The sequence below is a fragment of the Brevundimonas sp. ZS04 genome (assembly GCF_001956865.1).
Taxonomy (GTDB): Bacteria; Pseudomonadota; Alphaproteobacteria; order Caulobacterales; family Caulobacteraceae; genus Brevundimonas; species Brevundimonas diminuta.
In genome coordinates, this window is sequence record NZ_MTHE01000005.1 from 163450 (window position 1) to 189028 (window position 25579).

The following is a 25579-nucleotide window of genomic DNA, read 5'->3' on the forward strand; positions in this document are numbered from 1 at the left end:
GCGCTGATTCATGGGGCGCTGATCCGGTCGTCGCGTTGCAGATAGTCGTTCAGGGTCTGGTCGCTTCCCGCCGCCGCCAGCAGGGCAGACAGGCTGAGGTCGTACTCATAGGCCGCCGCCGCTCGTTGCAGCCGCGCCGTCCCCAGCAGGTTGCGGGCGTCGATGACCGAGGCGGCCGTGGCCTCGCCCTCGCGGAAGCCGACCTCCTGCACGCGCAGGTTCTCGCGCGCGGCCGCCAGGCTGCTGTCCATGGTCAGGAACTGCCGCCGCGCCAGCTCGACCTGGTTGTAGGCGCGCGTGACCAGTAGGCGGGCGTCGTCGCGGGCCTGGCGCTCGACCTCGCCGGCGGCCGAGGCCTGGGCGCGGGCGGCGCCGAGCATCCGCCGTCGGTCCAGCGATGACATCAGGGTGTAGCGAGCGCCCAGGCCAAAGGCCCAGTCCGGCTCGGTCGGCAGGGAATTGTCCGGGTTCATGTTGTAGGTGCCGAAGGCGTAGACCGACGGCTTCATCCGCGAGGCCGCCAGATCCGCTCCGGCCTCGGCCAGATCGCGCCCCGCCTGGGCTTGAACGAGGCGCGAATTCGACTGGCTCGCGCTGTCCAGGAAGACGGCGGCCGGGCCGACCGGATCGCGATTGACGAACAGAGGCGTGGTGGGGGTCACGCCTGTCTCGACGTCGGCGACGCGGGCCAGGGAGGCGACGGCGTTGTCATGCTCCAGCTCGGCGCGGTTGACCTGGCGCTGGGCGGCGTCGCGCGCGACCTCGACCTGAAGGGTCTGGGCGCGGCTGAGCATCCCTTCTTCTTCCATGCGGCGGGCGTTCTTCAGGTGCAGGTCGAAGCCGTCGCGGGTCTCCAGCGCGATCTTCAACGCCTCGGCCGCCAGCACCTGGCCGAAATAGGCGCGGGCCAGGTTGACGCTCTCCAGGTTCAGGGCCTCCTGCCGCCGGGCCTCGGCCAGGTCGACATTGGCCGCCGCCGCGCGTCGCAGGGCGGGGATGGCCCCGCCGGTGTAGATCGGTTGCAGCGCCGTCACCGTCGGGCGGAAGGTCGTGTCGTCCACCTGCAGCCGGATGTCGTGGGGCAGGGCGGCGAAGATCTCCGGCAGGGCGGCCTCAAGTCGCTGGCCCACCGCGTTCAGCACGTCGCCCGGCACGCCCGGCAGGTCCGAAATCAGGCCGGGGATGGCGGCGCCGAGGTCGGACTGGGCGCGGTCCAGCGCGTCCGACAGCGACAGGTCGAAGGTCTTGCGATAGCGGATCAGCTGGGCGTCCAGCGACACCGTGGGCCGGTTCAGCCCGGCGGCGACCTGGGCCTGGGCCTCGGCGGCCTCGACCCCGTAGCCGGCGGCGCGCCCCAGGCTGGAGGTCGTGCGCAGCCGCGCCTCAGCCTCGGCGTAGGTCAGGGGCGTGCGCGGCGTCTCGGCGGCGGCTTGCGTCTGAGCCAGGGCGGGAGGCGCGCAGGCCGTCAGAACGCCCGCAGCCAAGGCGACACGCCATCCGTTCCAAGCCCTAGCCATCGCTTCAACCCCGCAACCAGCTGTGAACAACGATCCTGAAGCGCGGCCGTTGCGTCAAGCAAGCGCGCCAATTGCAAAGGGCGCGCTCGTCGTGACGAACGCGCCCCCTTGGCTGAAGATGCAGCCTGTCCGGTCTTAGAGGCCCGGCAGCTTGAAGCGGCCGTCGCGGCGGGGGGCGATGGTGATGCCCTCGCGACCGCCGGTCAGGGCGTCCAGACGCGCGCGCTCGCTGGCGGCGTCGATGGTCTTGCCGCCTTCCGAGGTCTGGCTGACGGTCGCGGCCTGGCTGGCCGGATCGTCCTTGCGCCAGAACATGATGCGGTTGGCCCAGCTTTCTTCCTTGTGCGCCAGGCTGCCGAATTCGTCGTCGACGACGTAGCGAGCCAGCGGATCGGCGCGGTCAGCGCCGGCCTCGGCGGCCAGAATCTGTTCGCCCGGAGTGCGGGTCACGGCCTGGCGCTGACCCAGCAGAATCTGGCGGGCGGCGCTTTCAGGCGCCAGCTCCTGCGGGCGCGGGGCGCCGGGCGAAGGCGGGGTCAGGCCGTATTCCGGCGGCACCACCAGGGGGGCGCTGGCCACGGTGACGAATTCGTCCGGCACGACCTTGGACAGGCCGATGCTCTGCTTCATCGATCCGCAGGCGCTCAGGCTGAGGGCCGCGCCGGCGGCCAGGGTCACGATCAGGACGGGACGGTTACGCATGGGTCGTTCGGCTCCGGGAGGCGCGCCGCGCGGGCGCAGGCTCGGGTCGATAGTTAAGGGGGTGTGATTACGACTTTTCGTGGGCCGAGCCAACTGCGGAACGGCGCTCGGACAAGAAGCTGTCCAGGATCAGCAGGGCGACCCCTACGGTGATGCCGCTGTCGGCGATGTTGAAGATCCAGGGGAACAGGCCCGTGCCGGAAAAGTCGAGGAAGTCGACCACGCCGCCGAAGCGGATGCGGTCGATGACGTTGCCGACGGCGCCGCCCATGACCAGGCCGATGGCGGCGATCAGCAGTCGACGGTCCGCCCGCGTCGCCCACCAGGCCAGCAGGCCCGCCACCACGACGGAGAAGACGCTCAGGATCCAGCGCCCGGCGCCGCCTCCGAACAGGCCGAAGCTGACGCCGGTGTTCAGCACATAGGTCAGGTTGAACACCGGCGGCGCCACCTCGGCGATGCGGAAGCCGTCGGGAATGTGGGTGATGTGTTCGGCGCCGATGGCGCTCAGCACCCAGGCCTTGGTCAACTGATCCAGCACGATGACGGCGAGGGCGATCAGATAGGCCCCCAGGGCGAGACGGGAAATCTTCATGTCCTGCCGGTTAGCAGGAAGACGTTCGACGGCGAAGAGGGAAAGCGCAGGCGCGCCGATCGCCGCACGGCCTTCCCCCCCGGTTTTCCCCCGCTATAAGCGGGGCATGACCCTGCCTCATCCGCTGCCCCGCCTGTCCGCCGTCGCCGACGACTACGACATCCTGCTCTGCGACGTCTGGGGCGTGATCCACAACGGCCGCGAAAGCTGGCCTGCGGCCTGCGAGGCCCTGACGAAGTTCAATGAGAAGGGCGGCCATGTCGTCCTGATCTCCAACTCGCCGCGCCCCTCGCCGGACGTGGTGGCCCAGCTGGATGCTCTGGGCGTGCCGCGCAGCGCCTGGAAGGCGTTCGTCACCTCGGGCGACGCCACCCGCATGGAACTGGCGCGCCGCGCGCCGGGCCCGGCCTGGATCATCGGGCCGGATCGCGACTTCGTCCTCTATGAGGGCCTGGACCTGACCAGCGCCCACGACGCGAACGACGCCGCCTTCATCTCCGTCACCGGCCCTTACGACGACACGACCGAGACTCCCGAGGATTATCGCGAGCGCCTGACGCCCGCCGTCGCGCGCGGACTGGAGCTGATCTGCGCCAACCCCGACCGCGTGGTGCAGCGCGGCGATTCCATCATCTACTGCGGCGGCGCCATCGCCGACCTCTATGAATCGATGGGCGGCCGCGTGGTCATGGCGGGCAAGCCGTTCGCACCCATCTACGCCCTGGCTCTGAAAGAGGCTGAGGGCCTGATGGGCCGCCCCGTCGATCGTTCGCGCGTCCTGTGCATCGGCGACGGCGTGGTCACGGACGTTTTGGGCGCCGCAGAACAGGCGCTGGACTGTCTGTTCATCGCCCAGGGCATTCACGGCGACGCCGCCAAGGGGGCGGACGGAACGCTCGATCCGGCGCGTGCGGCCGAACTGCTCCGCGCCGAGACGACCTTCGCTCGCTACGCCGCGCTGGAACTGACGTGGTGAGTCTCGCCATTTCGTCGCACCTGCCTTAAAGGCGGCTCATGGTTGATCTGGTCCAAGCGCACCCGTCGGGTGGTTATATCCTCGACGAACTCCACGTCGGCATGGCCGCCGAGAAGACGGTTCACGTCACCGAAGAGCGGATTCGTCTGTTCGCCGAGGCGTCCGACGATTTCAATCCGGTGCACCTGGATGAAGCCTTCGCGGCCAAGACGGCCTATCGCGGACGTATCGCCCACGGTCTGCTGTCGGCGGCTTTCGGCTCGGCGGTGGTGGGGACCATCCTGCCGGGCGCGGGCTCGATCTACATTTCCCAGACGCTGGCCTTCCACTTCCCGGTGCGGATCGGCGACACGGTGCGGATCGTCATCACCGTCATCGCCCTGGATCATGACAGCGCGCGCGGCGAACTGCGCTGCGAGGGCTTTGTCGAGGACAAGCTGATCATGGACGGCGTGGCCGTCGTGCGCGTGCCGCGCCGCCGCAAGCCCTCGGCGCGCTGAAGGCCGCCTGAAGTGGTCGAGGTCATTCGCGACTGGCGCGGCCTGACGGACGCGCAGAAGGGGGCGGCCGTGGCCGTCGGCGCCTTCGACGGCGTGCATCGCGGCCATCAGGCGGTCATCGCCTCGGCGCGTGAGGCGGCGGATCGCCTGGGCGTCCCCCTGGCCGTGGTCAGCTTCGACCCCCATCCGCGCCGCCTGTTCCAGCCCGAGGCCGCGCCCTTTCGCCTGATGACGCCGGACCAGATGGCGCGCGCCCTGACGCCGCTGGGCGTCGACCGCCTGTATCTGCTGCCGTTCGATCGCGAGATGGCCGGCATGTCCGACGAGGAATTCGCTCGCCGCGTGCTGTCGGAAGGCCTGGGGATCAGACACGCCGCCGTCGGCTTCGACTTCACCTTCGGCAAGGGCCGCTCCGGCTCGCCGGCTCTGCTGCAAGCCTATGGCGAGACGCAAGGCTTCAGCGTCTCCGTCACCGACCGCATCGACGACGCCTCGGGCCTGAAGCTGTCGTCCAGCGCCGTGCGCGAGGCGTTGAAGGCGGGCGACATGGACCGCGCCGCCGCCATCCTGGGCCGCCCCTTCGCCATCCAGGGCGAGGTGATTCACGGCGACAAGCGCGGCCGCACCATCGGCGTGCCGACCGCCAACATCGCCATGGGCGAGTACATGCGCCCGGCCTATGGAGTTTACGCCACCCGCACCCGCCTTCCGGACGGGCGGGTGGTCAAGGGCGTCGCCAATCTGGGCGTCCGTCCGATGTTCGAGATCGAAGAGCCCCTGCTGGAAGTCTGGCTGCTGGACTTCGACGAAAGCCTCTACGGCCAGGTGCTGGAGACCGAGCTGGTCGCCTTCCTGCGCGGTGAGATGAAGTTCGACGGCCTGGACGCGCTGAAGGTCCAGATCGACGCCGACGCCGCCGCCGCCCGCGCGCTTCTGGGCTGAAGCCGTTCGCACGGTCTGCGCTATTGCAGGCGGACCAAGCAGCCCCCAGCTCTACGGAACAATGTTGGCGGGAGGGGCCGTGACAGACCGAAATTCAAACCTGTGGTTCGCCGTGGCGGGTGTTTGCGCCCTGTGGACCGTGGCGGCGGCGCTTGCTGGGACAGGCGTGTCGGCGCCGCTGTTGATCGGCGCTTTGGCCCTGATTTTCGGCGTCAACGGCGAGGCCCGGCGCTGGGTTGAGGGCAAGCTGTCGTGGGCCTTGTCTGGCTCGGCGTTGCGGCTCGTTCTGGTGATGATCGGCGTGATGATGCTGTGGCAGACCGTCGGCCTGGAACTGGCCCTGTTCGCCGCCGGTGACGTGCTGGCCTATCTCGAAGTTCTGACGGCGGTCAGCCTGATGACCGCCCAGGCGCGGCTGGCGCCGGTCAGGGCGGCGATGGCGCGGCGCGTGACGGCGCTCATGCAGCCGTTGCGCCGCTTGAAACTCAGAAGTCGGGCGCGCCGTATCCGGCCGAAGACGCCGCCGTCTTCCAGCGACGCCGACGGACCGGCGGGCGTCTGGGCCTTCGCTTGAGGCTTTAGTTCTCCGCCTTCTCGGCGATGGCCATCAGGACGTCGTGCAGCGACTTGCCCTTGTCGTCGATGATGTCGGCGATGCGCCACATCGGGCCTTCCTTCACCAGTTTCAGCGTCTGGCGATGCTCGCGGCCGTGGTTGGTGAAGACGACGTCGGCGGTCGCGGCCTGGGGGCCGTCGGGCGTCATCGTCACCGTCTTCAGGGCGAAGCCGTCGGCGTCCTGGCAGGCGCAGACGGGATCATAATTCAGATAGGGGACTTCGTCGCGGGACTGAGCCTCGCGGAAGTCGACGCCGATCAGGGCGTTCAGGGTGCGTGAATAGAGCGGGTCGCGGCCGGGGGTGATCGCCGCCTCGGCGGGGTCCGGCGTCGTCTGCGGCGTCGCCGCGCGGGCGTAGAGGGCGCGCACGAAGGCCTCGGCGTCCTTTTCGCCCGCGGCATAGACGGCGGCGCGGCCGGTCAGGGCCGACGCGGCGGCCTCGGCCGGAGCGGGCGCCTCCTTTTCCGCCGAGCAGGCGGCCGCCGTCAGGGCCAGCACCGCCGCCGTCGCCAGGGCCTGAAGTCGCATCCGATCCGTCTCCCGTCTGTTCGCCTGGACTATGGCGCAGGGGGCGTGCGGTCTGCTAGAGCTTTCCCAGCATGACCGTTCGCGTGATCCGTCCGATTTCGATTAGCCGCCCGGCGTAGCGCTGCAGGGCTGACAGCCCCGCGCACGTCGGGATTTCTCGAAACATTTCGCCGAGACGACGCCGCCTTGAGACATCAAGGCATGGGCCGTCCGGCGCCTTCACGCTAGACTGACGCCCGACGCCGTTTCCAAACGGCCGCGCGCGCAAAGACGAAAAGACATTCCATGGCCGACGCCGACACTCAGACCCCTTCCGGCCGCGACTATCGCGACACCGTCTTCCTGCCCGAGACGCCGTTCCCGATGCGCGGCGGCCTGCCCAAGAAGGAGCCGGAAATCCTGGCCCAGTGGGGCGACCTGTACGGAACCTTGCGCGCCCTGCGTCAGTCGCAGAAGGCGCCGCTCTATGTGCTGCACGACGGCCCGCCTTACGCCAACGGCGACATCCACATCGGCCACGCCCTGAACAAGACGCTGAAGGACTTCGTGGTCCGCTCGCGCTTCCTGCTGGGCTATGACGTCGACTACGTCCCCGGCTGGGACTGCCACGGCCTGCCGATCGAATGGAAGATTGAGGAGCAGTTCCGCGCCAAGGGCCGCCGCAAGGACGAGGTGTCGAAGGAAGAGTTCCGCACCGCCTGCCGCGAATACGCCGGCAAGTACATCGACCTGCAGCGCGACCAATTCCTGCGTCTGGGCATCACCGGCGACTTCGCCAACCGCTACGCCACCATGGACTTCACGTCCGAGGCGGCCATCGTCGCGGAATTCCACAAGTTCAAGAACTCGGGCCAGCTGTATCGCGGCTCCAAGCCGGTGATGTGGTCGCCGGTCGAGCGCACGGCCCTGGCCGACGCCGAGGTCGAGTATCACGACCACGTCTCGCCCACGATCTGGGTCAAGTTCCCGGTGGTCGGCGCGACCGACAGCCACCCGGACGACCTGCTGACCTTCCGCGCGGCGACGCCCTCGATCGTGATCTGGACGACCACGCCGTGGACCATCCCGGCCAACCGGGCGATCAGCTACGGCCCCGAGATCAACTACGGCCTGTATGAGGTCACGGCCCTTGAGGAAGGGCTGGACTATGAGCCCTGGGCCAAGCCGGGCGACCGCTTCATCCTCGCCGACAAACTGGCTGAAGAGGTGTTCAAGGCCGCCAAGATCGCCGCCTGGACGCGCGTCTACGACATCGACCCGTCGGGCCTGGAGTGCGCCCATCCGCTGGCCGCCCTGGACAGCGGCTACGGCTTTTCAGTGCCGCTGCTGGCCGGCGATCACGTCACCGACGACGCGGGCACGGGTTTCGTCCACACGGCGCCGGGCCACGGCGCGGACGACTTCGCCGTCTGGCTGGCCCACGGTCATCGCGAGGTGCCGGACACGGTCGATCCCGACGGCGCCTATTATGAGCACGTGCCGCTGTTCGCGGGGCTGAAGGTGCTGGAGACTGAGGGCAAGAAGACCGGCAAGTTCGGCCCCGCCAACGGCGCGGTGATGGAGAAGCTGATCGAGGCGGGCAACCTGCTGGCGCGCGGCCGGATGGAGCACTCCTATCCGCACAGCTGGCGCTCCAAGGCGCCGATCATCTTCCGCAACACGCCCCAGTGGTTCATCCGCATGGATGAAGAGCTGGAAGACGGCGCGACCCTGCGCGACCGCGCCCTGAACGCCATCGACGCCACCGCCTTCCACCCGGCGGCGGGCAAGAACCGCATCCGCTCCATGGTCGAGGGCCGTCCCGACTGGCTGATCAGCCGTCAGCGCGCCTGGGGCACGCCGCTGGCCATGTTCGTCGACAAGCAGACCGGCCAGCCCCTGCACGATCCCGAGGTCGACGCTCGCATCGTCAAGGCCGTGGCCGAGGGCGGCGCCGACGTCTGGTTCTCGGCGCCTGACGCCGACTTCCTGGGCGCGCACGACCCGGAGCGGTTCGAGAAGGTCACCGACATCCTCGACGTCTGGTTCGACAGCGGCTCGACCCACGCCTTCACTCTGGACCCGCGCACGGCGGCGAGCGGCTACACGGGCGACCGCCCGTCGCACTGGCCCGCCGACCTTTATCTGGAAGGCTCGGACCAGCACCGCGGCTGGTTCCAGTCGTCGTTGCTGGAAGGCTGCGGCACGCGCGGTCGCGCGCCGTTCAACGCCGTCCTGACCCACGGCTTCACCCTGGACGAGAACGGGGAGAAGATGTCGAAGTCGCGGGGCAACACCACCGATCCCCTGACCATCATCAAGGAGTCGGGCGCCGACATCCTGCGTCTGTGGGTGGCCCTGGTCGATTATTCGGACGACCAGCGCATCGGCAAGCAGATCCTGCAGACCACGGTCGACGCCTATCGCAAGCTGAGGAACACCGTGCGCTATCTGCTGGGCGCGCTGAACGGCTTCGATGAGGCCGAGCGCCTGACCGATTACGACCAGTTCCCGCCGCTGGAGAAGTTCATCCTGCACCGCCTGTGGGAGCTGGATGGTCAGGTGCGTCAGGCCTATGCCGAATACCGCTTCCAGGACGTGGTGCGGCCGGTGCTGGAGTTCTGCTCCGGCGACCTGTCGGCGCTGTATTTCGACGTGCGCAAGGACAGCCTCTATTGCGACCGTCCCGACAGCATCAAGCGCCGCGCCGTCCGCACGGTGATGGACGAGGTGTTCAGCCGCCTGACCGCCTGGCTGGCCCCGCTGACCCCCTTCACCATGGACGAGGCCTGGACCACGCGCTTCCCGGAAGCGGGCACCAACTGCGCGCGGGTGATCCCCGAAACGCCGGGGCAGTGGCGCAACACGACCGAGGCCGAACGCTGGACCAATGTCGAGACGGTGCTGGAAGTGGTCAACGAGGCGCTGGAAGCCGCGCGTCGCGACAAGGTCATCGGCGGGGCGCTGGACGCCTGGCCGGTGGTGACGGCCCCGGCCGAACTGCTGGCGCCGTTTGAAGGGCTGGACGCCGCCGAGGTGTTCCGCACCTCGGGCGCTGAGCTCAAGGCCGGCGGCGAGGCGGTGACGGTCGAGGTGAAGACGGCGGACTATCCCAAATGCGCCCGCTCCTGGCGACGCGTGCCGGACGTCGGCTCCGACGCCGACTATCCCGACCTGTCGGCTCGCGACGCCGACGCGGTGCGGTGGCTGGACGCGCAGAAAGCCTAAAGGATCAGGCCCCTCCGTTCTGACGGAGGGGCCTTTTTCTTCCTTCTCCCCTTGTGGGAGAAGGTGGCAGGCGGAGCCTGACGGATGAGGGGTGTGTGCGCCTCCGCCTGAACGGCTGCCACGGCGCACGAACCGCCAGAACGTCAAACGCTGCGCCGACACCCCTCATCCGAGCGCTTTGGGCGCCCGCCTTCTCCCACAAGGGGAGAAGGGATCAGGCGGCGTCGTGGAAGATCAGGCCCAGCGTCATCCGCTTGCCCGCGCGCACCGTGCTGACGCCGTGGCGCATCTGGACGCGATAGTCGCCGCGCGTGCCGGCCACCGGGCGTTCGCGTACGGCGAAGATGACCGCCTGTCCCTGTTTCAGCGGCGCGATATGGGCCTGCGACTGCGACCGGGGCTTCTGCTCGACCAGAACGAACTCGCCGCCTTCGAATTCGGCCGGATCGCTCAGCAGGATGGCCGCCTGTAGCGGGAAGACCAGTTCGCCGTACAGATCCTGATGCAGTCGATTGTAGTCGCCGGGGCCGTAGCGAAGTATCAGCGAGGTCGGCCGCGTCTGTCCCGCCGCGCGGCAGCGGGCGGTCAGTTCGTCCAGTTGCCCCGGAAAGCCTGGTCGCCCCATCCGCCTCGCCCAGTCGTCAGCGATCGGCGCCAGACCTTCGTAGAGATGCGCCCGCAGCCGGGGCAGGGGATCGGGCAGGGGTTCGGCGAAATACTGATACTCGCCCTGACCGAAGCCGTGGCGCTGCATGACGATGCGGCTGCGGAATCGCTCGGGCTGGTCATAGAGGGCTTGCAGGGCCTTACAGGTCGCGGGCGTCAGCAGGGGGCCGGTCATGGCCCAGCCCTGAGCGTTCAGGTCGGCGGCGATGCGGGGCCAGTCGAGGGCGGCGTCGGTCATGGGCGCATTTGCGCGGGCCGCGTGCGTCGTGTCTGGCGGTTTTCGGTCGTATCTCTCCTCCCCATGAAATGGGGAGGTGGATCGGCGGCGAGGCCGACGAGACGGAGGGGCGGCTTGTTCCGCCGTCGTAGCCCCTCCACCGCTACGCGGTCCCCCTCCCCACAAGGTGGGGAGGAAAGCAGGATCAGAACCGCACTCTCTGCTCGGCCGATTTCAGCGTCGAGCGGACGAAGTCGGCGGGCGGGTCGGTCTCAGCCAGGACGGCTTCCTTGATGGCGCGCGGCTCGCCGAACAGATGGCCCTGGCCCATGGCGACATCCAGTTCGAGGATGTCGACGACCTGTTTCTCGCTCTCGACCTTTTCGGCGATCAGTTCGAGGCCGTGGCGGCGGGTCAGGGGGGCGAAGTCCCCGGCGCGGATGTCCGGCTGGCTGGGCAGGGGGGCGGCGCCGTCCAGATCGAGCAGCTGTTCGATCAGCAGGTCGGCCGCCACCTTGATGAAGCGCACGTCCGAGCGTTGCAGGTCGGCGAAGTCCAGATCCAGCGTTTGCACCTTGTCGATGGAGAAGCGGAAGCCCAGGTCGGCCAGCTTGGCCATGTTGCGCGCCTCGATGGCGCCGCGCGCGTCGAACGTCGCCTGGCCCAGTTCGAAGATCAGGGCGTCCTTCAGGTCGCGGTTCTGGCTCAGGAAGTCGAGGAACTGCGGGAAGAAGGTCTCGTCGCCCAGAGACGCCAGCGAAATGTTGCAGAAGACGCCGACCTTGCGGTCCTGCCCGGCCAGACGGCGCACGATCTGGGCGCAGCGGAACAGCAGCAGATTGTCGATGGCGGGCAGCAGGCCCTCGCCCTCGGCCACCGACAGGTATTCGGCGGGCATCATCACCCGGTTCGACGGGTCGCGCAGGCGGGTGAAGCTCTCATAATAGACCGTCCGCCGCTGGGGCAGGGTCACGACCGGCTGAAGATACAGGTCGACGCGGTTCTCGCTGAGAGCGTCGTGGACGGTCTTCAGCAGGGTGTTCGACTGGACCTGACGGCGCCCCTCGAAGGTGTCGGCGGTCAGGGTGGAGGCGGCCAGCCGCTCCTCGATCGAGGCGCTCATCTGCTGGACAAGGCCTTCCAGCATCCGCACCTCGCCGGTCAGGGCGTCGGTGCGCGACAGGGCGCCGGTCTCGATGGCTTGCGCCAGTTCGGTCAGGGCGCCCTGGGTCGACTCCATCGCATCGGCCAACAAACGGTGGGCCTCGCGCACCTTGCCGATCTCCAGACGCAGGGCGCGACGGTCGGCCATGCCGGTGACGAGGGCGTGGAGGCCGGCCATGATCCCCAGCGTGCCCAGCACCCCGGCCGCGCCCGCGCCGCCGCCCAGACCGGCGCGCCAGATCGCCGCCCCGATGGTCAGGGCGAGGAACAGGTAGCCGAAGAACAGGAAGCCGCCGGTGATCTTTCGCATGGGGCCGGTCAGAACCGCCTTTCCCTATAGAATCGATCAAGTATCACGTTAACGAAGGCTAACGGCTAGGGTCCGCGCGGATAAACGGGCGGTAAAAGGAGGTTAACGCATGGAATTGTTCGATCTGAGCGGCAAGGTCGCCGTCATCACCGGCTCCTCCAAGGGCATCGGCAAGGCCATCGCCGAGCGTCTGGCCGAACACGGCGCGCGCGTCGTCATCTCCTCACGCAAGGCCGGGCCGTGCGAAGAGGTCGCCGTCGCCATCAATGAGAAGCACGGCGAAGGCCGCGCCGTTGCCATTCCCGCCAACATCGCCTCCAAGGAAGACCTGCAGCGGCTGGTGGACGACACGCGCACCGCCTTCGGCCGGATCGACATTCTGGTGTGCAATGCAGCGACCAATCCCTACGCCGGGCCGATGGCGGGCATCAGCGACGAGCAGTTCGAAAAGATCCTTCAGAACAACGTCATCTCCAACCACTGGCTGATCCAGATGGTCGCGCCGGAGATGGTCGAGCGCAAGGATGGGGCGATCCTGCTGATCTCCTCCATCGGGGGCCTGCGCGGCAACGCCCTGATCGGCGCCTACAACATCTCCAAGGCGGCGGACATGCAGCTGGCGCGCAATCTGGCGGTCGAATACGGGCCGTCGAACGTGCGGGTGAATTGCATCGCGCCGGGTCTGGTTCAGACCGATTTCGCCAAATACCTGTGGGAGAACCCGGAGCTGCTGAAGACCGTCACCGACCCCGCGCCGCTGAAAAGGATAGGCCAGCCGGATGAAATCGCGGGCACGGCGGTCTATCTGTGCAGCCCTGCGTCGGCCTATGTGACCGGCCAGACCCTGGTGGTGGACGGCGGACTGACGATTGCCTGGTGAAGATCAAACGCGCTCAAGCCGCCCGAAGAGCGGCGGCGCTGCAAAAATGAGCCAGGATCTGGTCTGGCGGCTGGAGGCGGCGGCGTTTCGCGGGCTGTTCGGCTTCCTGCGTCTGCTCGGCGTCGAGCGGGCCTCGGGCTTCGGCGGCAAGCTGCTGCGGACGCTGGGGCCGTTGACCGGCACGCACAAGACGGTGACGCGCAATCTGCGCATCGCCTTCCCCGACATGGGCGCCGCCGAACGTGACCGCCTGGCCGTGGATCAGTGGGAGCAGACGGGCCGCACCTTCGCCGAACTGGCCGTCATGGACAGGCTGACGCCGGAAAGCGGGCGCATCGACATCGTCGGGCTGGAGCGGCTGCACGCCGTGCGCGATAGCGGCAAGCCGGTGGTGCTGATCTCGGGCCACCTGGCCAATTTCGAGGTGATGGCGGCGGTCATCATGGCGGCAGGCGTGCCGTGTCAGGTGACCTATCGCGCGGCCAACAACCCCTATGTCGACGCCCTGATCCGCCAGAGCCGCGAGCGCTACGGCATCAAGCTGTTCGCGCCCAAGGGCGACGGCACGCGCGAGCTGATGGCGGGGATGAAGCGGGGCGAATCCATCGCCCTGCTGGTCGATCAGAAATACAGTCAGGGGCCGGAGGTCGAGTTCTTCGGCCAGCCGGTCAACGCCTCGCCCGGCGCGGCGCGCATGGCGCTGAAGTTCGGCACGGTGATGCAGCCGCTGTCGGTAGTGCGCCTGCCCGGCGTGCGCTTCCGCGTGACCGCGCACGAGCCGATCGACGTGCCCGACACGGGCGACAAGGCGGCCGATGTGCTGGCGGGCGTGCAGGCCGCCAACCGCTTTGTGGAGGATCGGGTGCGCGAGCATCCGGTCGACTGGTTCTGGGTCCACAAGCGCTGGCCGCCTCAGGTCTATGAGGCGCTGCGGGCGTCGGACGCCTAATCCAGCACGCCGTCATCGGCGCGGCGGAAAGGACCGGCATAGTCCTTCGTCCCTGTGCGGCGGCGATCCGGCCCGAAATAGCTGGGCGAACGCACGAAGGGGCGGGGACGCAGGATCACTGCCTCGATCCGCGTCAGCAGGGTCTGGGCCTTGACCGGCTTGGCCACGAACTCGGTCACGCCCGCGTCGCGCGCCTCGGTCACGCGGCTCTTTTCGGAGTGCCCTGTCATCATGATGACCGGCAGATAGGGGTTTGCGCTGTCGCCTTCACTGCGGACAGCGCGGGTGAATGCGGCGCCGTCCATCGGCTTCATGCGGAAATCGACGATGGCGATGTCGATCGCTGCGCGGCGCAACAGCTCCAGCGCCACGACGCCGTCCTCAGCCTCGCTCAGGCGGCCGACGCCGACGGATTTCAGCATGGCGGCGACGATGGCGCGCATATTGGGATTGTCGTCGACCAGCAGGACGTGGACCGAACTCAGGGCGGACATCTCAGGACACCGAGAACAGGGCGACCGGAAACGATCCGGCCATGACATCGGAAAAGGGCTCAGCGCCCGGCGGCCGTCAGATACTCGCGCGGTCCGGCGTAGGCTTCCTGCTTCTCGACCGACCAGTAGCGCAGTGCGGCCAGAGGGATGGCTGCGCCGCTGACGGCGCACCGCACGAAGGCGCCGGCCGACAGGACGGCGAACTCGCCGTCGCCGTAGTGCAGGCAGGCCGCTTCGCTGGGGGCGGAAGAAGGAGGCTGGGTGCTCATGTCGTCATCATAACGCGAAGCTTGTGCGGGACGACAGGCGAATCGCCGTCATCTGAGCGTCTGACGTCACAAAATCGGATGTTCCATGTCTCGATCGCCCGCCGACATCCTGGCCGCCGCCGTTTCCGCGGCCGTTCTGGTCGCCGCGCCTGGCGCGAACGCTCAGGACGGAGCGGCCGAGCGGCCGACCATTCGCGACCTGGACCGGGCGCCGGGCATATTGTCGTCGGGGCCGCTGAACGCCATCACCGACGTGGCGGGGGTCAAGGTGGGGCAGGTGACGCTGCGCTCGGGCGACAGCGTCCGCACCGGCGTCACCGCCATCGTGCCGCACGGCGGCTCCCTGTTCCGCGACAAGGTTCCGGCCGGGCTGTCGGTCGCCAACGGCTTCGGCAAGCTGGCGGGCGCGACCCAGATCATGGAGCTGGGCGAGATCGAGACGCCCATCGTCCTGACCAACACCCTGTCCGTGGCGCGGGGGATCGACGGCGTTCTGGACTGGACGCTGAAACAGCCGGGGCATGAGGACATCCGCTCGGTCAACGCCGTGGTGGGCGAGACCAACGACGGCGGGCTGAACGACATCCGCGCGCGCGTCGTCACGGCCGCCGACGTGGTGCGGGCCATCGAGACGGCGACGCCAGGGCCGGTGGAGCAGGGCGCGGTCGGCGCCGGGACAGGAACCATCGCTTTCGGCTTCAAGGGCGGGATCGGGACGAGTTCGCGCAAACTGCCCGACAGTCTGGGCGGCTTCACCGTCGGGGTGCTGGTCCAGTCGAACTATGGCGGCGTGTTGAGCATCGACGGAGCGCCGGTCGGGGTGCGGCTGGGCCGCTACTACCTGCGCGAAGAGGTGGAGAATGAGCGCGCCGACGGCTCCATCATGATCGTGGTGGCGACGGACGCGCCCTTGTCGGACCGCAATCTGGAGCGGCTGGCGAACCGCGCCTTCGCTGGTCTGGCGCGGACGGGGGCGGCGTTCTCGAACGGGTCGGGGGACTATGCGATCGCCTTTTCGACGGCGGAGGGCGTGCGGCGGACGCCTGAGCGCCGGGCGGGGCAGGCGATGGTCGCGGACTGGCCGAACGACCGCATGTCGCCCCTGTTCGTCGCGGTCGCCGAGGCGACGGAGGAGGCCATCCTCAACTCCCTGCTGAAGGCGCAGACGACGACTTCGGTGATCGACGGCAAGACGGTGACGGTCGAGGCGCTGGACATCGAGGCGGTGAAGGCGGTGCTGGCCGAGACCGCCAGCCGTTAGGGCGCCGCCCCTCTAAACCCGCTCATCCCGGCGGACGCTCGGGATGAGCGGAATTTTCAGGGGTCAGAACAGGTCGCCTTGGCCTGCGGGCGGGGCCTTGGGGCGCGGGGCAGGCTTAGGCGTCGGGCGCGGCGTCGCGCCCTCGCCGTCGATGGTCGCGTCCTTGGCGCCGTCGTTGAAGACGATCCGCACCGCCTGCCCCGGCGACAGGGCGGCGGCCGAGGCGATCATGGCGCCCTCGGCGTCCTCGATGCGGGCGAAGCCGGGTTTGGGCGTCTTGGGGTTCAGCGTCGTCAGGGCGCGGGACAGGGCGGCGAGGCGGTCCTCGGCGCGCTCCAGCCGACGCGGCATGACGCTGTCCAGACGTAAGGTGAGCGCCTCCAGCCGCGCCTGCCGCTGATCGAGGCGGCGGTGCAGGGGCGCAGGGCTGAGGCGGCCCGCGGTCTGCAGCAGGCGACGCTCATTGCGGGCGACGCCCGCCTGAAGCGCAGAGCCCAGACGGTCGGCGGCGCCGCGCAGGCGGTCCTGTCCGCGCTCGACGCGGGCGCGCAGCAGGCCGGGCGTCAGCCGACCCGCCGCGACCGCCAGCTGGCGCTCATGCACGGCGACGTTGCGGTGCAGCCCTGAGCCCAGACGGCTGGCGGCGTGGTCCAGCCGCTGCTGCGGCAGGGCCAGCAGGTCTTCGGGCCGGGCGGGCAGGCCGCGCGCGGCGGCGCGCAGGCGGGTGCGGCGGTCTTCCAGCATCCGCGCCCCGGCGCGCGACAGCCGCCCCTCCAGATCGCTGAGCGCCCAGCGCAGGTCGGCCAGAACCGGCGTGGCGATCTCGGCCGCCCCGGTCGGGGTCGGGGCCCGGCGGTCCGACACGAAGTCGATCAGGGTGGTGTCCGTCTCGTGCCCGACGGCCGAGATGATGGGGATGCGGGCGGCCGCGACCGTGCGCGCCAGAGCCTCGTCGTTGAAGCACCACAGATCCTCGACCGAGCCGCCGCCGCGCGCGACGATCAGCAGGTCGGGGCGGGGGATCGGCCCGCCCGGCGTCATCTGGTCGAAGCCGCGGATGGCGTTGGCGACCTGACCGCTGGCGGCGTCGCCCTGGACCACCACCGGCCAGACGATCACGCGGCAGGGCCAGCGTTCGGCGATCCGGTGCAGGATGTCGCGGATGACGGCGCCGGTCGGGCTGGTGATGACGCCGATGGTCGCGGGGAAGGTCGGCAGGGCCTTCTTCTTCGCCAGGTCGAACAGACCCTCGTCCCGCAGCTTGACCTTCAACCGCTCCAGCTGGGCCAGCAGGGCGCCTGCGCCCGCCGCCTCCATGCTCTCGATCACGATCTGATAGGAGGACCGCGCCGGATAGGAGGTGATCTTGCCGGTGACGATGACCTCCAGCCCCGTCTCGGGTTGGACGCCCAGGCCGCGCGCCACGCCCTTCCAGATCACGCCGTCGATGGCGGATTTGTCGTCCTTCAGCGTCAGATAGACGTGGCCCGAGGCGTGGCGGTTCACCTTGGAGATCTCGCCGCGCAGCCGCACATGGCCGAAGCGTTCCTCCAGGGTGCGCTTGAGGGCGAAGCTCAGCTCCGAGATCGACAGCGGCGGATTGTTGTCGCGCGCGGGCTGCGGGGCCGCGCCCTCGAAGGCGTAGTCGTCGTCGGAGGTCATGGCGCGCACCCTAGCCGCCGTCGCCGCGCCCGCAAAGACATGGCGGGCAAGCGTGGCGGAACGGCCGCGTCCCCGCGCGCGTTCGCCGATCATGGTGCAGTCTTCAGACCCGTTTCCGGAAGAGCCGACGGCCGACGACCTGCCGCCCGACCAGGCGCGCGAGCGCGAACTGGCGCGCCGCAGTCATAATCCGACGCTCAGCCCGTGGCTGGTGCTGGGGCTGATTCTTCTGGCCGGCGCCGGCGTCTATGTGGTCTCGGCCCTGATCTAGAGACAGGAGGGTTCGATGATGAAGACCTTGTTCGCGGCCGCTTCGGCCGCGGCCCTGCTGGCGGCCTGTTCGCAGCCGCCGGCCAAGCCGGACAGAACGCCCGAGGCTTCGCCCGACGCCGCCTCGGCGCCGACCGTTCATGGCGAGCCCGCCGCCCCGGCGGGGGCCATGGCCCTGGGCCTGACCGTGGCCCAGTTGGAGGACGCCGACCTCATCACGCCGGCGGGCGTCGATCTGGGCGACGTTCAGCGGGTCGACGTGGACGCCTCGGGCGCCGTCACCGGCCTGATCATCGAGCCGGCAGGCGAGGGCGGGCCGCACTGGGTGCGCATTCCGCTGGACGGTCTGACGCCCCGGAAGGAGGGCGACGCCTACGACCTGGTGTCGACCATGACGCTGGCGCAGTTGAAGGCCTTGCCTGCCTGGATGCCTTGATTTCAGGAGGCGAGGGGCCGCTAACCCTTTCCGGCGCTTGACCGGGACGGCGCGTGCGGCCATTCCGCCTTCATGAACATTCTGCTCGTCGGATCGGGAGGGCGCGAACACGCCCTGGCCTGGAAGATCGCCCAGTCGCCGCTGGTGACGCGGCTCGTCGTCGCGCCCGGCAACCCGGGCATGGCCAAGCTGGGCGAGATGCGCCCTGACCTGAAGGCGACCGACGCCGAAGGCCTGGCGGCCCTGGCGCGCGAGATGAAGGCGGATCTGGTCGTCGTCGGCCCGGAATCGGCGCTGGCCGAGGGCCTGGCCGACCGGCTGAACGCGGCGGGCATCCCCTGCTTCGGCCCGACGCAGGCGGCGGCGCAGCTGGAGACGTCCAAGGCCTTCTCCAAGGCCTTCCTGCAACGACATGGCGTCCCGACGGCGGGCTATGGCGTCTATGAGGACGTCGCCTCGGCCAAGGCGGCGCTGGATCAGTATTCGGCCCCCTATGTCATCAAGGCCGACGGCTTGGCGGCGGGCAAGGGCGTGGCCATCAGCCCCGATCGCGCCGACGCCGAGGCCGAGATCGAGCGGATGCTGGGCGGCCGGTTCGGCTCGGCCGGGTCGCGCGTGGTGATCGAGGAATTCATGGACGGGGAGGAGGGCTCCCTCTTCGCCCTGTCGGACGGGACGCGGGCCGTGCTGTTCGGCGGCGCCCAGGACCACAAGCGCGCCTTCGACGGCGATCTGGGCCCCAACACCGGCGGCATGGGCGCCTATTCGCCCGCGCCCGTCTTCACGGCGGCTTTCACCCAGGCGGCGAACGACCGCGTGGTCGTTCCGACCATTCAGAAGATGGCCGAGGAAGGCGCCCCCTATCGCGGCGTCCTCTATGTCGGGCTGATGGCGACGGCCGAAGGCCCCAAGGTGGTCGAGTTCAACGCCCGCTTCGGCGACCCGGAATGCCAGGTGCTGATGATGCGGTTCGACGGCGATGTCGTGCCGCTGCTGCTGGCCTGCGCGCGCGGCGACCTGACCCAGGCGCCGGCGCCGGCCTTCAAGCCGGGCGTGGTGATCTGCGTGGTGCTGGCGGCCAAGGGCTATCCCGACAGCCCGCTGGAAGGCTCGGTCATCCGGGGCGCGGACCAGGACTTCGGCCCCCACGTCCAGGTCTTCCACGCGGGGACCAAGCTGCGCGACGACGGCGCCCTGGCGGCGGCGGGCGGCCGGGTGCTGAACGTCTGCGCCTATGGCGACGACGTGGCCCAGGCGCGCGAGCGCGCCTATGAGGCCATCGCCAAGATCGACTGGCCGGGCGGTTTCCACCGCACCGACATCGGCTGGCGGGCGCTGGAGCCGCGCTAAGCGGCTCCGCCGTGCTTTAGGTCATGGCGAACAGCAGCCGCCCTTCGCCCATCCGTTCGCGCAAGGGGACCAGGTCGGCGTGGGACACGGAGAAGCAGCCGTAGGAGCGGCCCAGCTTGCCCTGGCGCGCCAGGAAGGCGGGATCGGCGTAGTCGGCGCCGTGGATGATGATGGCCCGTTCGCGCGCCAGATTGTTGGAATACTCCAGCCCGTCCAGCAGGACGTTCGGTCCCTGCTGGCTGCCCCAGCTGGCGCCCGCCGTGGCGTAGGCGCCGATGGACGACATATGGCTGTCCGGGCGGTTTGAGAACTGCTGCGCATAGCCTGAATGCGCCGGGTCCGAGCCGCGCCCGTGGCTGGTGCGATAGGCCGTGACCCAGCCGCCTTCCAGATCGACCTCGTAGAAGCGGTCCTCGCCCGAGAACTTCTGGAAATCGACCAGATACATGCGGTCGCGGCGGCTGATCTTGTGGCCGTGCACGTCCATGGCGGCGCGGGCGCGTTCGAGCAGATCCTTGCGGACGACGCCGTGGGGATCGATCGTCGTTCCAGCCTCCGCGACCTGGACATGAGCCGCCGCCGCCCGCTCAGGCAGAGTCGGAAGCGTAGGCGCGACGGCTCCGGCGAGCTGAAGGCTGGTGGTGGTGGAGGCGGCGGAGGAACACCCCGCCAACAGGGCCGAACCGCCCAGGATCAAGCCACGTCTGGAAAGCCGCATGCGACGCCCCTCGCACGTTAAACAACTGTATCGGCTTGTTTCATGAACCATCCGTGCAAGGCAACCTTGGCCTTGGCGCAAAGATTGGAACGGTTATGTTGCGCGCCTCAGTAACGGGAGGGATGAATGAAAAAGCTTGCCCTGATTGTGACCGCGGCCGTTCTGGCCGCGACCGGCGCCGAAGCGCGCCAAACCCCGACGCCGGCGTCGGTTTCGGCCGAACAGCCGACGAAGTTCGTTCAAGTGGGGCGGCTTTTGGCCGATCCGGCCAGTGGCCGGGTGCTGCGCGATAAAACTCTCGTGATCAGAGGGAACCAGATCGTCGAGATCCGCGACGGCTTCGTCGGCGAGGGCGACGTCGTCGACCTGCGCTCGGCCTTCGTCCTGCCGGGACTGATCGACAGCCATGTCCATCTGACCTTCGAATCGAACCCGAATTCGCGTCTCGATGGACTGACGCAATCCAACGCGGCCCAGGCGATGGTCGGCGCGCGGTATGCGCGGCGCACGCTCAATGCGGGCTTCACCACGGTGGCGGACCTGGGGGCGACGAACGAATCCATCTTCGCCCTGCGCGACGCCATCCGCAGCGGCGACGTGCCGGGACCGCGCATCATCGCCGCCGGCTCGGCCGTTTCGGTCCACGGGGGCCACGGCGACGTCAACGGCTATCGCGACGACATCCTGCACCTGATGTCGCCCGAGAGCATCTGTTCGGGGCCGGAAGACTGCCGTCGGGCCGTCCGTATGCAGGTGCGCGCGGGCGCCGACATCATCAAGATCACGGCCACGGGCGGCGTGCTGTCGAATACGGCGGCAGGCCTGGCGCAACAGTTCACAGAGGATGAACTGGCCTCCATCGTCGAGGTCGCCCACCGCATGGGCCGTCAGGTCACCGCCCACGCCCACGGCGGCGACGGCATCAACGCCTTCCTGAAGGCGGGCGGCGACTCCATCGAGCACGGCACCTATCTGGATGATGAATCCATGCGCCAGTTCAAGGCGAACGGCGCCTGGCTGGTGCCGACCCTCATGGCGGGCGACTTCGTGGCCCGCGTCGCCTCCAGCCCGGACAACTTCTTCACCCCGGCCCAGACGGCCAAGGCGCTGGAAGCCGGACCCAAGATGCTGGACATGGCCGCGCGCGCCCATCGCGGCGGGGTCAAGATCGCCTTCGGCACCGACTCGGGCGTCTCGGCCCACGGCGACAACGCCCAGGAGTTCGCCCTGCTGGTCCGCGCCGGTCTGACGCCGCTTCAGGCGATCCAGTCCGCCACGGTCGGCGCCGCCGAACACCTGCGCATCTCCAACGAAGCCGGTCGTCTGGCGCCGGGCATGCCCGCCGATCTGATCGCGGTGGGCGGCGACCCGCTGACGGACGTCACCGAACTGGAGCGCGTGCGCTTCGTGATGAAGGGCGGCCAGGTCTTCCGGGCCGACTGATCCGACTGCCTAGAAAGAGGCCGCCGCTCAGCCCTTGTCGCGGGCGGCGGCCTTGGCGGCGCGCTCGGCCTGGCCGCGCCAGCCGTAGCCGTCGCCATGCTTGCCGACGCTGACGAAGGTGGCTTCTTCCGCCTTGTGGAAATACTGCTCGGACACCATCCAGCCCTTGAAGGGGCGCAGCACCGACAGGCACATGGCGGCCAGGATCGGGAAGGTCACGACGAAGTGGACCCAGATCGGCGGGTGCACGGTGAACTCGAAGATCATGAAGGCGACCATGCCGACGACGCCGACCGCGCACATCACGAAAAAGGCCGGGCCGTCCGCTGGATCGGCGAAGCCGTAGTCCAGGCCGCACTCGGGGCAGGATTCGCGCAGCTGCAGATAGCCCTTGAACACGGGGCCTTCGCCGCACCGCGGGCAGCGGCCGCGCAGGCCGGTCTTGAGCGGGCTCAGCGGAGGATAGACAGGGTCGGACACGGGACTGTTCCTGAAAAGAACGATGGCTGACGGTTTCGGCCTTCGGGCGCCACGACGCAAGCGGGTGTTTTGTCCTATCCGCGTGGGAAGGTTGTGTTTTTCCGCGATTCAAGCCCCGTTAACCGCGATTAAAGCCCTTCGCGCGAGCATGCGCGCGATATGTCCGGGGCCACCGCCAAGAAGCGCGTTCTGCAGACGACCGTGGCGGCCGCCGCGGCGGGCGTCGTCGTCTTCGCGCCCCTGGCTCCGGCGCCGTCGCTGGCCCAAGGACAGCCTCAGGCCGGCGCGCCGGTCGAGATCCGCATCGGCGCCAACGCAGGCTTCACCAAGATCGAGTTCGCCGGGGTCGTGGGATCGCGCGCGCGGGTGCGCCAGGACGGCCGCACCGTCGTGGTCCGCATCGGCACGACCGCCGCCCCCGACGTCAGCCGCCTGCGCGTCGATCCGCCCAAGGGGCTGGAGAAGATCGAGACCCGCGCCGCCCAGGGGGCGACCGAACTGGTCCTGACCCTGGCCGAGGGGGCGGGCGCCACCAGCGGGACCGCCGACGGCGCTGTCTGGTTGAACCTGTATGCGCCGGGCGCGCGGGCGGACGGCTCGCGCCCCTCGCCCGTGCCGATCGGCGGGGCGGTGCCGGTGGCGGCCGAGGTCAAGGGCCAGCAGACGGTGATGCGTTTCGCCTGGAACGGGCCGGTCGGCGCCGCCGTCTTCCGGCGCGGCGAGGCGGTCTGGGCCGTCTTCGACCACGCCGCCCGCATGGAGATGAAGGGCGAAGGGCTGAACGGCGCCCGCTGGGCCGCCGGACCCGACTTCACCGCGGTGCGCATTCCGGTCGAGCCGGGCCAGGCCGTGGCCGCCCGCGCCGAAGGCTCGACCTGGGTCGTGACCATCGGCGGAACCGCGCCTTCGCCCAGCGGCGTGGACATCGAGCGCGACGACGCGGTCAAGGCGTCGCTGACCGCGCGCATGGCCGGGGCCACCCGCACCGTCTGGCTGACCGACCCGATGATCGGCGACCGCTTCGCCGCCGTCACCGCCCTGGCCCCCGGCAAGGGGTTGAAGACGGCACGCCGCACGGTGGACGCGGGCTTCCTGCCCACCGCTCACGGCCTGGCGATCGAGACGCCGACGGACGATCTGAGCGTCACCGCTGACGGCGATCTGGTGACGGTGACGCGGCCGCGCGGTTTGACCCTGTCTTCGCCCACGGCCGGGTTGGAGGCGGCGATCGAAGGCGGCGACGCGCCGCGCGCCGCGTCGCGCCCGGCCCTGATCCTGGCCGACTGGTCCGCCGATGCGGGCGAGGGCGGCTTCACCGCCCGCCACCGCGCCCTTCAGGACGCCGCCGAGCGCGAGAGCGGCCGCGCCGTCGACGATCCGCGCGCGCCCATTGAGGCGCGGCTGGCCTACGCCCGTTTCCTGGTCGGGCACGGTCTGGGGTTCGAGGCGGTCGGGGTGCTAAACGCCCTGATCAAGCAGACCCCCGCCATGCAGGGCGTGGCCGAGGTGCGCGGCCTGCGCGGCGCCGCCCGCGCCTCCATCGGCCGCTTCGCCGAGGCCGAGGCCGACTTCTCGTCCGGCGCCCTGGCGGGCGATCCCTCGACCAAGGTGTGGCAGGGCTATATCGCCGCCCAGCAGGGCGACTGGGCCAACGCCCGGCGGCTGTTTGCGGCCGGGGCGGGCGTGGTCGACGGCTTCGCCCCCGAATGGCGCGCCCGCTTCGGCGCCGCTCACGCCATGGCGGCGGTCGAGACCGGCGACGCCGACGCCGCGCGCGAATTGCTGGCCTATGTCTTCAGCCAACCGAACGTCTCGGCCCCCGACCAATTGACCGCTCGCCTGGTGCAGGCCCGGCTGTTCGAGCTGGATCAGAACCCCGAGCGCGCCCTGGCGATCTACAAGGCGGTGGCGCGCGCCCCGCTGGACGGCATCGCCACGCCCGCGCGTCTGGGCGTCATCAAGCTGGAGATGGCCAAGGGGACGCTGAAGGCCGACGCCGCCGCCGCCCAGCTGGAGGCGCTGAAATGGCGCTGGCGCGGGGATGCGACCGAGCTGGCCGTGATCCGCACCCTGGGCGAACTGTATCTGTCGCAGGGCCGCTATCGCGAGGCGCTGACCACGCTGAAGACGGCCGGGTCGAAGATCGTCACTCTGCCGGGCGGCGACCGGCTTCAGGCCGATCTCGACAACGCCTTCCGCGCCCTGTTCCTCGAAGGCGCGGCCGACGGATTGCAGCCGGTGCAGGCCCTGGCCCTGTTCTTCGACTTCCGCGAACTGACGCCTGTGGGCGCCGACGGCGACGAGATGGTGCGGCGCCTGGCGCGGCGCCTGATCGACGTCGACCTGCTGGATCAGGCGGCTGAGCTGCTGAAGTATCAGGCCGAGAACCGACTGGACGGGGTGGCCAAGGCCCAGGTCTCGACCAATCTGGCCGCCGTCTATCTGATGAACCGCCAACCGGAAGAGGCGCTGAAGGCCCTGTGGTCGTCGCGCACGACCCTGCTGCCGACGGCGATGAACCTGGAGCGCCGCGCGCTGGAGGCTCGCGCCCTGATGGAGTTGGGTCGCTACGATCACGCGCTGGAGGTGCTGGGCAAGGACGCCTCGCCCGCCGCGCGGGACGTGCGCGCCGACATCCTGTGGAAGCAGCAACAGTGGGGGGCGGCCGCCGCCCTCTATGAACAGCGTCTGGGCGACCGCTGGAAGGAGACGGCCGTGCCGCTCAGCGAGGTCGAGGAGACGCGCCTGATCCGTGCAGGCGCGGGCTATTCCCTGGCGCGCGACGCGGCCGCGCTGAACCGACTGTCGAAGAACTACGCCCGCTTCGCCGAGGGGGCGCGTTCGCCCGGCGCGATTCGGGTGGCTTTGGCGGGACTGGACGGCGCCGACGGCTCGGGCCGCCCGCAGGACTTCGCCGCCCTCAGCGCCGGGGCTGACGCCTACGCCGGCTGGATCGCCCAGACCAAGGCCGAGTTCCGGGCCAAGAGCGGCGCCGCCCAATAAAAAACCCCCCTCCCGGCGGGAGAGGGGTCTTTATGCGTCTATCCCCGCAAGGAGGATCGAACGCGCCTGAAAGGCTTAGCCGTTGACGGCGTCCTTCAGCGGCTTCGACACGCGGAAGCGCACGGCCTTCGAGGCCGGGATCTTGATCGTGGCGCCGGTGGCCGGGTTGCGGCCTTCGCGCTCGGCGCGCTCGGCGGTGTCGAACACGCCCAGGTTCGAGATGCGGACGTCGCCGCCCGACTTCAGCGACTTGTGGATGTTTTCGACAATGGCGGTCAGCACCTTGCCGGCGTCAGCTTGCGAAACGCCCGCGTCCTTGGCGACGGCGGCGATCAGTTCAGCTTGAGTGGTCATGAGGGTATTTTCCCAATGGTGGTCGCCCGGAAAGAAGCGCCGGACGAGGACCGGGGGATCAACGACGGT

At 69.4% G+C, this 25579-nt stretch carries 25 protein-coding genes; 13 read left to right on the plus strand and 12 right to left on the minus strand.

Going from position 1 to position 25579, the window contains the following annotated elements; genetic code table 11:
* Positions 1-8 precede the first annotated feature (8 nt).
* From BJP32_RS08720 to lspA, 3 genes are all read right to left on the minus strand, one after another.
* The gene (locus tag BJP32_RS08720) at positions 9-1484 is read right to left on the minus strand and encodes a TolC family protein (RefSeq protein WP_052747960.1); all 1476 of its coding nucleotides are present in this window, start codon (positions 1482-1484) and stop codon (positions 9-11) included.
* 168 nt (positions 1485-1652) lie between these two features.
* The gene (locus BJP32_RS08725) at positions 1653-2219 is read right to left on the minus strand and encodes a DUF3035 domain-containing protein (RefSeq protein WP_003165949.1); all 567 of its coding nucleotides are present in this window, start codon (positions 2217-2219) and stop codon (positions 1653-1655) included.
* A 67-nt stretch (positions 2220-2286) separates the two neighbouring features.
* Complete coding sequence (gene lspA, locus BJP32_RS08730; RefSeq protein WP_003165948.1) at positions 2287-2814, minus strand: signal peptidase II; 528 nt, start codon at positions 2812-2814, stop codon at positions 2287-2289.
* A gap of 106 nt (positions 2815-2920) precedes the next feature.
* Between lspA and BJP32_RS08735 the strand changes: the two genes are divergently transcribed.
* The 4 genes from BJP32_RS08735 to BJP32_RS08750 all read left to right on the plus strand — a co-directional run bounded on the left by BJP32_RS08735 (position 2921) and on the right by BJP32_RS08750 (position 5806).
* Entirely contained in the window at positions 2921-3790 is an 870-nt protein-coding gene (locus tag BJP32_RS08735) for a TIGR01459 family HAD-type hydrolase (protein ID WP_046652126.1), read from the plus strand.
* 38 nt (positions 3791-3828) lie between these two features.
* Positions 3829-4290 (plus strand): MaoC family dehydratase, encoded by a 462-nt coding sequence (locus tag BJP32_RS08740; RefSeq protein ID WP_046652125.1) that lies wholly within the window; start codon positions 3829-3831, stop codon positions 4288-4290.
* Between the two features lie 12 nt (positions 4291-4302).
* Positions 4303-5232, plus strand: coding sequence for a bifunctional riboflavin kinase/FAD synthetase (locus BJP32_RS08745; RefSeq protein ID WP_046652124.1), 930 nt, complete (start codon positions 4303-4305; stop codon positions 5230-5232).
* Positions 5233-5311: 79 nt separating this feature from the next.
* Positions 5312-5806, plus strand: coding sequence for a hypothetical protein (locus BJP32_RS08750; protein ID WP_233126781.1), 495 nt, complete (start codon positions 5312-5314; stop codon positions 5804-5806).
* Between the two features lie 4 nt (positions 5807-5810).
* On the opposite strand, the gene BJP32_RS08755 is transcribed toward BJP32_RS08750, so the two are convergent.
* Positions 5811-6377 carry a DUF3828 domain-containing protein gene (locus tag BJP32_RS08755; RefSeq protein ID WP_046652121.1) on the minus strand — a complete coding sequence of 189 codons (567 nt, stop codon included), beginning with the start codon at positions 6375-6377 and terminating at the stop codon, positions 5811-5813.
* 285 nt (positions 6378-6662) lie between these two features.
* On the opposite strand from BJP32_RS08755, the gene ileS reads away from it, so the two are divergent.
* Positions 6663-9584, plus strand: a complete 2922-nt coding sequence (ileS, locus tag BJP32_RS08760; RefSeq protein ID WP_046652119.1) for an isoleucine--tRNA ligase — start codon at positions 6663-6665, stop codon at positions 9582-9584.
* A gap of 214 nt (positions 9585-9798) precedes the next feature.
* Here ileS and BJP32_RS08765 read toward each other — a convergent pair whose 3' ends face one another.
* Together BJP32_RS08765 and BJP32_RS08770 are read right to left on the minus strand one after the other, a co-directional pair.
* Positions 9799-10488, minus strand: a complete 690-nt coding sequence (locus tag BJP32_RS08765; RefSeq protein WP_046652117.1) for a 2OG-Fe(II) oxygenase — start codon at positions 10486-10488, stop codon at positions 9799-9801.
* A 184-nt stretch (positions 10489-10672) separates the two neighbouring features.
* Positions 10673-11941, minus strand: coding sequence for an EAL domain-containing protein (locus BJP32_RS08770; RefSeq protein WP_076223682.1), 1269 nt, complete (start codon positions 11939-11941; stop codon positions 10673-10675).
* 109 nt (positions 11942-12050) lie between these two features.
* Here BJP32_RS08770 and BJP32_RS08775 point away from each other — a divergent pair, with 109 nt between their 5' ends.
* Both BJP32_RS08775 and BJP32_RS08780 read left to right on the plus strand, forming a co-directional pair.
* Positions 12051-12821, plus strand: coding sequence for an SDR family NAD(P)-dependent oxidoreductase (locus BJP32_RS08775; protein WP_076223683.1), 771 nt, complete (start codon positions 12051-12053; stop codon positions 12819-12821).
* A gap of 46 nt (positions 12822-12867) precedes the next feature.
* Complete coding sequence (locus BJP32_RS08780) at positions 12868-13770, plus strand: lysophospholipid acyltransferase family protein (protein WP_003165938.1); 903 nt, start codon at positions 12868-12870, stop codon at positions 13768-13770.
* On the opposite strand, the gene BJP32_RS08785 is transcribed toward BJP32_RS08780, so the two are convergent.
* Positions 13767-14264 (minus strand): response regulator, encoded by a 498-nt coding sequence (locus BJP32_RS08785; RefSeq protein ID WP_003165937.1) that lies wholly within the window; start codon positions 14262-14264, stop codon positions 13767-13769. The genes BJP32_RS08780 and BJP32_RS08785 overlap by 4 nt on opposite strands.
* Before the next feature lie 59 nt (positions 14265-14323).
* Complete coding sequence (locus BJP32_RS08790) at positions 14324-14533, minus strand: DUF2093 domain-containing protein (RefSeq protein WP_003165936.1); 210 nt, start codon at positions 14531-14533, stop codon at positions 14324-14326.
* Positions 14534-14618: 85 nt separating this feature from the next.
* Between BJP32_RS08790 and BJP32_RS08795 the strand changes: the two genes are divergently transcribed.
* Positions 14619-15794 carry a P1 family peptidase gene (locus BJP32_RS08795; protein WP_046652110.1) on the plus strand — a complete coding sequence of 392 codons (1176 nt, stop codon included), beginning with the start codon at positions 14619-14621 and terminating at the stop codon, positions 15792-15794.
* A gap of 63 nt (positions 15795-15857) precedes the next feature.
* On the opposite strand, the gene xseA is transcribed toward BJP32_RS08795, so the two are convergent.
* A complete protein-coding gene (gene xseA, locus BJP32_RS08800; RefSeq protein WP_046652770.1) occupies positions 15858-17456 on the minus strand; it encodes an exodeoxyribonuclease VII large subunit in 1599 nt (532 codons plus the stop codon).
* Between xseA and BJP32_RS08805 the strand changes: the two genes are divergently transcribed.
* The 3 genes from BJP32_RS08805 (at position 17455) to purD (ending at position 19512) form a co-directional block, all read left to right on the plus strand.
* Positions 17455-17727: a hypothetical protein gene (locus tag BJP32_RS08805; protein WP_233126782.1), complete on the plus strand. Its 273-nt coding sequence runs from the start codon at positions 17455-17457 to the stop codon at positions 17725-17727. The genes xseA and BJP32_RS08805 overlap by 2 nt on opposite strands.
* A 15-nt stretch (positions 17728-17742) precedes the next feature.
* Complete coding sequence (locus BJP32_RS08810) at positions 17743-18162, plus strand: hypothetical protein (RefSeq protein ID WP_052747959.1); 420 nt, start codon at positions 17743-17745, stop codon at positions 18160-18162.
* A gap of 72 nt (positions 18163-18234) precedes the next feature.
* Positions 18235-19512 (plus strand): phosphoribosylamine--glycine ligase, encoded by a 1278-nt coding sequence (gene purD, locus BJP32_RS08815; RefSeq protein WP_046652109.1) that lies wholly within the window; start codon positions 18235-18237, stop codon positions 19510-19512.
* 16 nt (positions 19513-19528) lie between these two features.
* On the opposite strand, the gene BJP32_RS08820 is transcribed toward purD, so the two are convergent.
* Positions 19529-20230, minus strand: coding sequence for a murein L,D-transpeptidase catalytic domain-containing protein (locus BJP32_RS08820; RefSeq protein WP_076223685.1), 702 nt, complete (start codon positions 20228-20230; stop codon positions 19529-19531).
* A 126-nt stretch (positions 20231-20356) separates the two neighbouring features.
* Here BJP32_RS08820 and BJP32_RS08825 point away from each other — a divergent pair, with 126 nt between their 5' ends.
* Positions 20357-21673 (plus strand): amidohydrolase family protein, encoded by a 1317-nt coding sequence (locus tag BJP32_RS08825; RefSeq protein WP_003165931.1) that lies wholly within the window; start codon positions 20357-20359, stop codon positions 21671-21673.
* 27 nt (positions 21674-21700) lie between these two features.
* Here BJP32_RS08825 and BJP32_RS08830 read toward each other — a convergent pair whose 3' ends face one another.
* Positions 21701-22072, minus strand: a complete 372-nt coding sequence (locus BJP32_RS08830; protein WP_083673950.1) for a DUF983 domain-containing protein — start codon at positions 22070-22072, stop codon at positions 21701-21703.
* A gap of 240 nt (positions 22073-22312) precedes the next feature.
* Here BJP32_RS08830 and BJP32_RS08835 point away from each other — a divergent pair, with 240 nt between their 5' ends.
* Positions 22313-25156 carry a lipopolysaccharide assembly protein LapB gene (locus tag BJP32_RS08835; protein ID WP_076223686.1) on the plus strand — a complete coding sequence of 948 codons (2844 nt, stop codon included), beginning with the start codon at positions 22313-22315 and terminating at the stop codon, positions 25154-25156.
* A gap of 75 nt (positions 25157-25231) precedes the next feature.
* Here BJP32_RS08835 and BJP32_RS08840 read toward each other — a convergent pair whose 3' ends face one another.
* Positions 25232-25510, minus strand: coding sequence for an HU family DNA-binding protein (locus tag BJP32_RS08840; RefSeq protein ID WP_003165927.1), 279 nt, complete (start codon positions 25508-25510; stop codon positions 25232-25234).
* Between the last annotated feature and the right edge of the window lie 69 nt (positions 25511-25579).